At 47.7% G+C, this 10,987-nt stretch carries 9 protein-coding genes; 1 reads left to right on the top strand and 8 read right to left on the bottom strand.

Annotated features, from left to right (window positions below):
- From BN93_RS12905 to BN93_RS12860, 8 genes are all read right to left on the bottom strand, one after another.
- The coding region (locus tag BN93_RS12905; protein ID WP_157462873.1) for an FAD-dependent oxidoreductase at nt 1–274 on the bottom strand (274 nt) is incomplete at its 3' end.
- The gene (gene gcvPB, locus BN93_RS12900; RefSeq protein WP_019188738.1) at nt 261–1,742 is read right to left on the bottom strand and encodes an aminomethyl-transferring glycine dehydrogenase subunit GcvPB; all 1,482 of its coding nucleotides are present in this window, start codon (nt 1,740–1,742) and stop codon (nt 261–263) included. The genes gcvPB and BN93_RS12905, both read right to left, overlap by 14 nt.
- A gap of 13 nt (nt 1,743–1,755) precedes the next feature.
- Entirely contained in the window at nt 1,756–3,078 is a 1,323-nt protein-coding gene (gene gcvPA / locus BN93_RS12895) for an aminomethyl-transferring glycine dehydrogenase subunit GcvPA (protein ID WP_019188737.1), read from the bottom strand.
- 20 nt (nt 3,079–3,098) lie between these two features.
- Nucleotides 3,099–3,479: a glycine cleavage system protein GcvH gene (gcvH, locus tag BN93_RS12890; protein WP_009231242.1), complete on the bottom strand. Its 381-nt coding sequence runs from the start codon at nt 3,477–3,479 to the stop codon at nt 3,099–3,101.
- Nucleotides 3,480–3,761: 282 nt separating this feature from the next.
- Nucleotides 3,762–4,853, bottom strand: coding sequence for a glycine cleavage system aminomethyltransferase GcvT (gcvT, locus tag BN93_RS12885; protein WP_019188736.1), 1,092 nt, complete (start codon nt 4,851–4,853; stop codon nt 3,762–3,764).
- A gap of 14 nt (nt 4,854–4,867) precedes the next feature.
- A complete protein-coding gene (locus tag BN93_RS12880) occupies nt 4,868–5,836 on the bottom strand; it encodes a lipoate--protein ligase (protein WP_019188735.1) in 969 nt (322 codons plus the stop codon).
- Nucleotides 5,837–8,317: 2,481 nt separating this feature from the next.
- Nucleotides 8,318–8,908 (bottom strand): hypothetical protein, encoded by a 591-nt coding sequence (locus BN93_RS12870; protein WP_044260788.1) that lies wholly within the window; start codon nt 8,906–8,908, stop codon nt 8,318–8,320.
- A 654-nt stretch (nt 8,909–9,562) separates the two neighbouring features.
- On the bottom strand, nt 9,563–9,889 hold the full coding sequence (locus BN93_RS12860; RefSeq protein WP_009231247.1) for a cupin domain-containing protein: 327 nt from the start codon (nt 9,887–9,889) through the stop codon (nt 9,563–9,565).
- Between the two features lie 324 nt (nt 9,890–10,213).
- On the opposite strand from BN93_RS12860, the gene BN93_RS12855 reads away from it, so the two are divergent.
- The gene (locus BN93_RS12855) at nt 10,214–10,879 is read left to right on the top strand and encodes a Crp/Fnr family transcriptional regulator (protein ID WP_019188730.1); all 666 of its coding nucleotides are present in this window, start codon (nt 10,214–10,216) and stop codon (nt 10,877–10,879) included.
- Nucleotides 10,880–10,987: the final 108 nt, after the last annotated feature.

Below are 10,987 nucleotides of genomic sequence, written 5' to 3'. Positions count from 1 at the left end.
TAATTTCTTCCTTGCGGGCAACCACGGCCTGCATGTCGATGTCGAAGGCCGCATCTTTAATGGCAACACCATATTGTGCAGCCTCCCTAACGGTGTCGGCCACCTCTGCATGCTTGCAAAGTGTCTTCGTTGGGATGCAACCACTGTTAAGGCAAGTGCCGCCAGGTTGGTCTTTCTCGAACACGGCCACCTGCAAACCCTTGCGTGCCGCATACTCGGCAGTGCGATAACCGCCAGGTCCGCTGCCGATAATCAAGATATCAAACTTGTTCATCAATGCTTTGTTTATAGGTGGTTATGGGGTGTTTGGCCGCCAAAACGTCGTCTACACGACCAACGGGCGTGTTCAATGGCGCGTCTTTCAGTCGTTGGGGGTTGTGTTCGGCATCGTTTGCTATGAGCCTCATCACCTCTATAAAGCCGTCGATGGTGGCTTTGCTCTCCGCCTCGGTAGGTTCTATCATCATGGCCTCGTGGAAAAGCAAGGGGAAATAGATGGTGGGCGCATGATAGCCATAGTCCAGCAAGGCCTTGGCCACGTCCATTGTGCGTATGCCCGTGTCTTTGTTTTTCAGCCCATCGAACACAAACTCGTGCTTGCACAGCCCTTCAATAGGTAGGTCGTACACGTCTTTGAGTGCCTCTTTAATGTAGTTGGCATTAAGTGTAGCCAGTTTTCCAACGTTCTTAAGATTTTCTTTACCCAACGTTAAGATGTAGGTGTAGGCGCGCATCAGCACGGCGAAGTTGCCGAAGAAAGTACCTAGGTTCATCGTTGGCGCATCGGGAGCGAAACCAAAGGGGTTTTCTACAATCTCGTAACGTTCGCCTTTGCGCACCACATGGGGCGAAGGTAGGAACTGTTCGAGCCCTTTGCGCACGCCAACAGGACCTGCACCGGGTCCGCCACCACCGTGAGGTGTCGAGAAAGTCTTATGTAGGTTGATGTGCATCACGTCGAAACCCATGTCGCCCGGTCGGCATTCGCCCAGCAGCGGGTTAAGGTTGGCGCCGTCATAGTACATCAAGCCACCGCAATCGTGTACCATCTTGGTAATGGCAGGTATGTCTTTCTCGAACAATCCCAAGGTGTTGGGGTTGGTCATCATCATCGCTGCCACGTCGTCACCCAGCAATTGTTTCAGGTGTTCGGTGTCAACGGTACCTTCGGGCGTGCTTTTCACCTCCACAACATCCAGTCCGCACACGGCGGCCGATGCGGGATTGGTGCCGTGAGCCGAGTCGGGAACAATCACCTTGGTGCGTTTCGTGTCGTTGTTTGCCTGATGGTAGGCACGAATAATCATCAAACCCGTAAGTTCGCCCTGCGCACCGGCAAAGGGATTAAGGGTAAACTCGTGCAAACCCGATATTTCGGAGAGTGCCTTTTGCAGTCCGTACAGGGCGGCCAACGCGCCTTGGCAGGTGTCGGCAGGCTGTGCCGGGTGCAGATTGGCGAAGGCCGGCATAGCTGCAACCTCTTCGTTGATAACGGGATTGTATTTCATTGTGCAGCTGCCCAATGGGTAAAAGCCGTTGTCTACGCCGAAGTTGTTGCCGCTGTGGTTGGTGTAATGCCTCACCACGGTCACTTCGTCGCATTCGGGAAGTTGTGCATCGCTGCCCCTTTTCAGTTCGTTGGCTATTGGATGTTTCCCGAAAGGGTTGTTTGGCAAGTGAAAGCCGCGGCATCCAGGCCGCGAAAGCTCGAATATCAAGTTGCCATATAATTTGTTGTTCATCTTGTTTCGGGGGTTATTGGGTTACTAAACTTACCAAAAGGTCAACTTCTTCCTTGGTTCTTTTCTCTGTAACGGCTAGCATCAGCATGTCGTCGGCCATCTTAATTCCGCCCAGAATGCCGTTGTCCAGCAAGCGTTGTTGCAGCTGGTCGAGGTTGCCGCCAACATATTTCACGCAGAATTCGTTGAAGAAAGGCTGGTTGAACGCAGGCTTAAACTTACCCGAATGGATGAGCTTTTCGTAGAGATAGTGTGCCCCGTCTACCGACATTTGTGCGGCCTCTTTCAGTCCTTCCTTGCCCATTACACTGAGATAGATGGTTACCCACAACGCCATAAGGCTCTGATTAGAACAGATATTCGACGTGGCCTTTTCGCGGCGGATGTGTTGTTCGCGTGCTTGCAGCGTGAGCACAAAGGCTCGTTGTCCGCGATTGTCTTTTGTTTGGCCCACGATACGCCCTGGCATCTTGCGCATTAGCTTTTCGGTGCAGCAGAGATAACCCACCGACGGGCCGCCGAATTGCATGGGCAAGCCCAACGATTGGCCATCGCCTACGGCGATGTCTGCCCCCAGTTCACCCGGCGATTTCAGCAAGGCGAGGTCGGCTGCCACGCTGTTCATCACGAAAAGTGCCTTTTGTTGGTGGCAATCGTCGGCAAAGCCGTCGTAGTTTTCAATGATGCCGTACTTGTTGGGCTGCTGAACAATCATGCCAGCCACACCGCCTTGTTGCAATTTTTCTTGCATGGCGGTGCGCGATGTGGCGCCATCTTCGGCAGGAACCACCTCTATTTGCACATTTTGGAAGTGCGTATAGGTGCGTATCACGGCCAAAATCTTATCATCGACGGTTTCTGAAACCAACACCTTATTGGCCTTCTTGCCCGATGCAACGGCCATGATGGCGGCTTCGGCAGTGGCTGTGCTGCCATCGTACATCGAGGCATTGGCGATGGGCAAACCCGTAAGTTCGGCCATCATGCTCTGAAACTCGAAGATGTAATGCAGCGTGCCTTGCGATATTTCGGCCTGATAGGGGGTGTAACTGGTGAGAAACTCGGAGCGCGAAACGATGTATGGCACGATGGAAGGCGTGTAATGGTCGTACACGCCGCCGCCGGCAAACACCGTCAGCTGCTTGTTTTGCTTGCCCAAGTTGCCAAAGAGGTTTCTTATTTCTATTTCGCTCTTTGCACTGGGCAGGTCGTAGTCGCGTCGGAATCGTATTTCTTCGGGCACCTCTGCAAAGAGCGCATCCAGCGAAGGCACACCAATCTTATCAAGCATCAGCTTGATGTCTTCTTCCGTATGCGGAAAAAACTTGTATTGCATAGCGTTAGGATTGTTTGGGCTTACTTATTGCAGAACGCCTCGTAGGCTTTGGCATCCATCAGGTTGTCCAATTCGGTTGTGTCGGCCATTTTCACCTTCATAATCCAGTTTGCAAATGCGTCCTTATTTATCAGTTCGGGTTCGTCTTCTAGTGCCTCGTTGGTTTCTACCACCACGCCGCTAACGGGCGAAGTGAGGTCGCTGGCAGCCTTAACGCTTTCTACTGCGCCGAAGTCTTCGCCTGCTTCAATCTCATCGTCCACTTCGGGCAGGTCTACATAAACCACGTTGCCCAATGCGTTTTGTGCATAGTCGGTGATGCCGATGTATGCATACTCTCCCTCTACACGAACATATTCGTGCGACTCGCTATAATAGAGTCCTTCTATAAATTTAGCCATAGTGTTGTATTTTAAGTTTTTTAGTTACTGAGTTGTTGGTTAAGGGTTATGGAGTTAAAGGAGTTAAGGAGTTAAGGAGTTAAGCCGTATGCTTGATTGCAGAGTGGACGGCAATCCTTGTCAATTCGTTAACTTGGAAACTTGTCGACTGGTAAACTTGTAGACTTATCGACTTGTCCACTGGCAAACTCGTCAACTAACAAAACATACCCCTCCCCTCTCCCCTTGGAGAGGGGTTGGGGGTGAGGCCTTATCAACTTGTTAACCCATCACCTAGTTGCTTTACTTCTTATAATGCTTATCGTAAAAGCGTTTCTTCACCACTGTTCCGGGGAACGTTTTCTTGCGAATTTGTATTTCGAGTTCGTTGCCCAGCTTGGCGTATTGGCTGTCTACGAGTGCCATGCACACACTCTTGTCTACCGATATGCAGTGGTAGCCAGTGGTTACTTCGCCCACTTTCACGCCGTCTTTCACCACGTCGTAGCCGTGTCTAGGTATGGCTTTGTCTTTTAGTTCAATGCCCACCACCTTCTTTTCTACGCCGTCGGCCTTTTGTTTTGCCACAGCCTCTTTGCCGATAAATTCTTCTTTGTCTAGCTTACAGAACATGCTGAACCCTGCCATGACGGGAGAAATCTCGTTACTTAATTCGTCGCCATAGAGTGGAAGGCCCACTTCAAAGCGCAACGTGTCGCGACATCCCAAGCCACAAGGCACGCACCGCTTGCTTGCCATCAGCTTATCCCATTGTTCAACGATGAATTCGTGGGGACCATAAATCTCAAAACCATCCTCGCCCGTGTAGCCTGTGCGGCTCACAATGACGTTTGCGCCATGCGTTGCGATGGTCTTGGCGGTGTAAAATTCCAGATCCTTGCAGGCTAAGCCCAGCACTTCTTCCATCACTTGCTCGGCCTCAGGACCCTGAACAGCCAGTTGTCCGTAGTAATCCGAGCAATGGTCGATGGCCACGTCATAGCCAGCGGCGTTCTGTCTCATCCAATCTACGTCCTTATCTATGTTTGCGGCGTTGATAACGAGGAAGAATTCGTTTTCGCCAAGCTTATAAACCAGCAGGTCGTCTACCGTTCCACCGTCGGGATAAAGCATCATTCCGTAGAACACTTTGCCAACGGGCGCACCGGCGATGTCGTTGGTAAAGATGTGGTTGACGTATTTTTCGGCCTCGTTTCCTGTGATATACACTTCACCCATGTGCGAAACATCGAACACGCCGCAATGGTTACGCACGGCGTTATGTTCGTCGGTGATAGACGAATACTGAATGGGCATGTCGTAGCCCGCAAAAGGTTGCATCAGTGCACCTAGTGCAACGTGCCTGTCGTGCAGGCAAGTTTTTTTATCTTCCATGTTGTTTAGGGCTTTTATATGATAAGTTTGATAAAGTCTTCCTTACTTAGGTTCATGATAATATCGTCTACCCGTTGGGGCAAGGCTTGCCTAATGGCCTCTTCGGTGTAGGGTATGTTCTTCAAGGTTGCGAGCAAACGATTGTCGATGTCGCCCGTCAAGAAGAAGTCGCCCATGATGTTCACCTGCTTAACGATATTCTTTTTCATCTCGATGCGCACCTCAAACTCGCCCACGTTCTCAATCCGCTGTTTCCTAATAGAGGTGTATCGCGGGTTGTTTCCGTAAATAAATTCGGGCGTTAGGTACTCTTTCTCTATCTCCTTGATGGCCAATACGTCGTCGGGCGTTAGCACGTGCTTGTCGTTGCATAGTTCTTGCCTGACGAAAGCCTTAAAGTGTGGCAGCGAAATGTTGGTATGATCTTTCAACAAAGCTATGTGTTGCCTTACGCTTTGCACGCCCTTGCTCACCAGTTTGGCATCGGTGGGGGTTATGCTGCCCACCATGTGCTGCATGTTGGTGTCGTAGAGCATGGTGCCATGCACGATACTGCGCCCAGGAACGTGGTAAAAGGCCGTGCCCGACACCTTCTTGCCATGTATCAAGATGTCGTTTCGGCCACTTGCCTCGGCCTCCACGCCCAGCTTTTGCAAGGTTCGCGTCACCATGTTGAGGTAGTGGTTGAAGGTGAGACTAACGTTTTCGTCTTTCGTAATGTACGAAAACATCACGTTGCTCATGTCGGCATACACGCATCCGCCTCCGCTTTTACGGCGGAAAGCCTTAATGTTGTGCTCCCGACAATAGTCAAGGTTCACCTCGTTTTCTATGAGTTGGTTTCTGCCAAACAGCACAGTAGGTTCCACCTGCCACATGAAAAAACATTCTTCGAGGTCGAGATTTCGAGCCACAAATTCTTCCATAGCCAGGTAAAACGTGATCTGTCGTATTTGGTTGAAAGGCAATTCAATGTATATCATCTTCGGTAATGCTGCAATTTAGGTATGTTAGGCGTGTGTCAAGGCGTTTTTTCGCCATGTGGTTAGGCACGTTTTCGTTAAGCCAAATGAACGGTGTCGAGCTTGCTCGAACATTGTCATGGCGAGAAAACGCACTTTTCGAGGAACGAGAAAAGAACGTCTTTGGGGTTTGTCGAACGCATTTGGCGGTGTGGTAGATTGCATGTGCGGTTCGCCCCTCTTTGATGTTCGATGGCAAAAGTACAACAAAATTGACAGAACAACGAAACTTTTCGAGGGCTATTCTGCGCCCAACCCCTAAGATTTAACATTTTATTAGTGTTTGTTCAATCGGTTGGCGCACCCATCCATGATGCCTTACTTTTACTAGTTGCCACGCTTTCGCCCCCTTTGCTTACAACTTGTTACTTAGCCTCGTGGGTTGCACGCCTTAACGTAGTTGTTTTATGGAAACGTTAGACTGAATGAGCAACAGTGTTACGGACACATTGGAGAAAAGATGCCGAGGGGAAACGGCGTGTTGATTGGTAAGCCTTAGCCGCGTTTTACAGATTATTGCTGTCCCCTGTTTAGGTTGGCAACAAACCTTATCGGCAATTTGCCTGCGTAATGCTGTTCGTTATGGGGCTGCAAACCGCTTGCAGCATCAGTGCAAGTGGCCTTGTAGTGTGCGCACAAACAGCCTGGTAGTGTAAGTATAAGCACCTGGTAGTGTGAAGTACAAGCGCCTTGCAGTGTCCGTACAAACCGCTTGTACAGGGGTCAACAAGCCACTTGCAGCAGACTTGCCCCGTTGTTTAAAGGCCATTACACGCCCTTATGCCTGCCCCACCACACTATAATTAGCAAACAGAAAACGACAAGGCGTTGGACAAGTGCATGAAGCTGTCTTGACCTTTAATATTTCTATAACTTGAGAGGAGTGCAGCACAAGTCTACCCACTGGCTTATAAACTTACGAAAACCGAACAACCACCGAAGACATCAACTTATCAGCTTACAAACACAAGAACTCACCAATTCATAAGTTAACAAGTTGACAAGTTGACAGATTGACAAGTTAACAAGTTCATAAGCTCGCGAACTCTTCAACTCTTCAACTCTTCAATTCAAAAAACTCAAAAAACTCAGAAACTCACGAGCTCACAGACTCACAAGCTCAAAAAACTTACCAACTCACAATCCCATCAACTCAAAAACTTAATTCTTTATCTTTTATTTTACAACACCACTCTAAATTTCGCACCATTCTAGCGAAAATACGGGTCATAAAGTAGGTAAATCACTACTATTTCTTTCTTGCCACGCCCTCTAACGTGTCTGCTTTTAAGAAAACAACCTGCATTTTGCACCATTTTGCCTTTCTAGTTTGGTTGCCAACTCATTATTATCAACATCCAATTACCCACTTTTAGCCCCTAAGATCCCACTTTTTGACGACCATTTTGCCTTTTTCGACCATATTTTTAATGGTTCTAACAGGTTTATTTATACCAATTACGATGGATATTTATGCTTTCCGCCTTGCGTTTAGCACCTTTTTGCACCGCATTTAGCACCTTTTCACCTTGCATTTAGCATCAAAACGCACTGCATTTAGCACCAAAACGCACTGCGTTTAGCACCAAAACACACTGCGTTTTGGTGCAAATTGCACTGTATTTAGCCGCAAATGGCCCCAAATGTGGTGCAAATGGCGGCCTTTTCAAATAAATATTCATTTCGTAGCATTCACATGCTACCCCCTTTTTGCATCAAAACAAACCTTTGCGAGAATCGATTTTTTGCGGCAAGGTGAGCGGTTGGTGGATAAAAAAGGCACTCATAGTGTTAAATTTCTTACCAAATAGTTTACATAAGTTGATGTGCTAATGGGTGGAAAGGCGAGCCAGAAGACAAGTTAACCAGCTGACAAGCTAAGAAGTTGACGAGTTAACCAGTTGGCGAGTGGACAAGCTAAGCAGTTGACGAGTTAACCAGTAGGCAAGTTAACCAATTGACGAGTGGACAAGTTGACAAGTGAACGGGTAAATCGTTCTTTTCTCGTTTTGGCATAAACACGTCCATTTTGACATAAGAACAGATGAAACATAAAGAAGTGCGCTTTACTTTTTCCTCATTATGTGCCACAGGAAAGGTGCTTTCTACTTATAAAGAATGTATTGAAAGAACGCTTGCCAGGCTACTTTTTTAAGAGATTGCCCTGTTCAGCCACAGACGAATGCGACAGAATTTCAGACGTCATCATGTCTTTGCCCAGCACTTCGTACGTGAGCGGGGCGTTTATCTTCTTTCTCGTTCCTCGGAAAGTGCGCTTTATAGCACACAAACATAAACCCCTCTCAATTTGCAGAAAGGTTAAAAGCAAAGACGACTTCCATGCGAAAGCACGACCCGCCTAAAACCAATCAACCCCCGATTTTCACAAATCGGGGGTTGATCCTTCCAAATACAGAAGTCAGAATAGATGAAATGAATTGTTTACTTAACAGTTATTGATATGATACCCAAATTATTATCTCCGTCTTTTACTTCAACATCTGTCTTGCCACTTTTTAGTGCTTTAACAGATATCTCGTATTTGTTTACCGTCACTTCAACCGTTTTCGGGTCCTTAGCAATGGCGGTATATTTGCCGTTTCCATTCTGAACCTTCACCACTTCGGTCTTTCCCACTTCCATTGTGAGCGAAGTCTTGTCCAGCTTTAATGTTCCAGCGGCCTTTTTAACAACAACATTAATAACGCCCTTGTCGCCTTTCTTATCGGTAACGGCCAGTGTAGCCGAGCCAGCCATCTTACCTTTGATGGTTATTACGCGGTCTTTCACGGCGACATCGGCAACTTGTTTATTCTTTTCTCCCGACAGCATCGCCTTAAAGGGTGCTGTTCCGTTTTTCACTTTCAGCTCAGTTTCCATGCCTTCCGTTACTTCAACCTTCGTTTTGTCGAAAGTCAACTTGTTCAACATGGGCTTGTTCGAGTCATTGTCTTTGTCGCAAGCGGTAAAAAACAGCATTGTTGCACAGAAGGCGCTTGTGGCCAAGGTTGTGAGTAAAGATTTTGTGTACATTGTCCTTATTTTTAAAGTTACTTTTATTGTTGATTACACCCTATAAACGTGCAAACGGCGAATACTTGCACGAAGAAAAAGTTAAAGGATATTAAACGATAAAGGAAGTAGGCATAAAAAAGACCCAAAAACCACCTAACCACAGTACGCTTTAAGGCAAAAGGCGAGCAAAACGCGATGAAACAGCAAAACGAATAAAGCTGAAACAAAGCATTTTACCCGCCCGGCATCCCTTCCTACACGCCCGCAAAGAAAAAACAAGCGGAGCGATGAAACAGTATGTGAAACCAATTAGGCTGGTTATGGGGAACGTTTTCGTTAAGCCAAATGAACAATGTCGAACTTGTTCGAACATTGTCATGGCGAGAAAACGCACTTTTCGAGGAACGAGAAAAGAACGTTTTCGTTAAGCCAAATGAACGATGTCGAGCTTGCCCGAACATTGTCATGGCGAGAAAACGCACTTTTCGAGGAACGAGAAAAGAATGTTTTCGTTAAGCCAAATGAACAATGTCGAGCTTGCCCGAACATTGTCATGGCGAGAAAACGCACTTTTCGAGGAACGAAAAGGAGCAATTAGTGTCGCAACAAGATGGGTAAAGCGCGCCATGCAACTGGTTAAGTGCACCAATGGGGGCGCGCGTTGTTGCCAGCCTATCCCCTAATCATCGTGAGCAGCATCTTGAAACGCTTGTGGGCGAACAAGGCGTGAGGATGGTTAGCGGGCATGATAATCATTTCGCCTGCCTTAACAACGTGCGGCACGCCGTCAATCTTTACTTCGGCCTCGCCGTCCAACACCTGCACGGTTGCATCGAAAGGAGCAGAGTGTTCGCTCAACCCTTGGCCTTCATCGAACGCAAAAAGCGTTAAGCTGCCGGCATTGGCGTGCACAAATTCCTTACTTACGATGCCTCCTTCGGCATAATTAATCACTTCGTTGGCTACAATCACCGTGGCCTTTTCTATTTTCTTATCCATATCTGTATGAGTTTATATGTTGTTGATTTTATATGTTGGTGAGCTGGTAAGTATGCAGACTTATGGCTTATTAGGCTTCTTGTTTACTAGGTTTTCTAGATCCACTAGATATTCTAGGCCCACTAGATTAACTAGTTTTACTAGACAACCTAGGCTTACCACTTTCTACTTACTACCTTCTACTTACTACTTTCCACTTACTACTTTCTCCTTTCTCCTCCCTTCATCCTTTCTTCATACAAAATCCATACCAAGCTTTAACCGGATAACATTTGTTACCGAATAGCATTGCCGTTACAAAAATAATGGCTAAATTTGTAACCGATGGAGAAGAAATTATTAAATGCGCTGACTCATTGCCCATTGTTCAAGGGCATAAGCGAGCAGGGCCTCGAACAAATCGTGGCAAGCACCAAGCATAAGATTGTTACATTCGACAAGAAAGACATCTACATCCTTGCCGGAATGCCTTACCGCCATGTCGACATCATGGTGCAAGGCGAGATGGTTGCAAGGATGGTGAGCCTTTCGGGCAAGTCGGTAGAAGTGAGTCGCCTTGTGGCAGGCAACTTAATTGCGCCTGCCTTCATCTTTTCGAAAGACAACCTGATGCCCGTAAGCGTAGAAACGGAAACAGAAACCACCGTGCTGCGCATGGAGAAAGCCGACTTTGTGGAACTAATCGACACCGATGCCGTGTTGCGACGCAACTTTATTGCCATCTTGTCTAACATCGACGTGTTCCTTACCAAGAAGATGCGCGTGCTAAGCCTTTTCACCGTGCGCGAAAAGATTGCTTATTTCCTCAAAGAGGCATCGGGCAAACAGGGTTCCAACGTAATTCAGCTCGACAAGTCGCGGCAAGAGATTGCAGAAAGTTTCGGCATACAAAAGTTCTCGCTGCTCAGAACCATGTCTGAACTGGCAGAAGCGGGGGCGATACGTGTAGAAGGCAAGCGCATCACCATTCTGGACCGCAACAAGCTGTAAGCCCTTTGCCCACTCGGCCATCGGCATATCAAGCAACAAGGGCGCATCTTGCCCAAACCATGCTTGCAGCCCTACCAACAACGACATGGCATTAAAGCGTAAGCATCC

Origin of the sequence: Prevotella conceptionensis 9403948, assembly GCF_000312305.1 — a bacterium.
GTDB classification, from domain to species: Bacteria; Bacteroidota; Bacteroidia; order Bacteroidales; family Bacteroidaceae; genus Prevotella; species Prevotella conceptionensis.
This window is presented reverse-complemented; position numbering and strand designations above follow the sequence as displayed.

Bases quoted from the DNA above. Each gene is read 5' to 3' on its own strand.
- gcvPB (WP_019188738.1), bottom strand. From the start codon at position 1,742: ATGAACAACAAATTATATGGCAACTTGATATTCGAGCTTTCGCGGCCT.
- gcvPA (WP_019188737.1), bottom strand. From the start codon at position 3,078: ATGCAATACAAGTTTTTTCCGCATACGGAAGAAGACATCAAGCTGATG.
- gcvT (WP_019188736.1), bottom strand. From the start codon at position 4,853: ATGGAAGATAAAAAAACTTGCCTGCACGACAGGCACGTTGCACTAGGT.
- BN93_RS12880 (WP_019188735.1), bottom strand. From the start codon at position 5,836: ATGATATACATTGAATTGCCTTTCAACCAAATACGACAGATCACGTTT.
- gcvH (WP_009231242.1), bottom strand. From the start codon at position 3,479: ATGGCTAAATTTATAGAAGGACTCTATTATAGCGAGTCGCACGAATAT.
- BN93_RS12870 (WP_044260788.1), bottom strand. From the start codon at position 8,908: ATGTACACAAAATCTTTACTCACAACCTTGGCCACAAGCGCCTTCTGT.
- BN93_RS12860 (WP_009231247.1), bottom strand. From the start codon at position 9,889: ATGGATAAGAAAATAGAAAAGGCCACGGTGATTGTAGCCAACGAAGTG.
- BN93_RS12855 (WP_019188730.1), top strand. From the start codon at position 10,214: ATGGAGAAGAAATTATTAAATGCGCTGACTCATTGCCCATTGTTCAAG.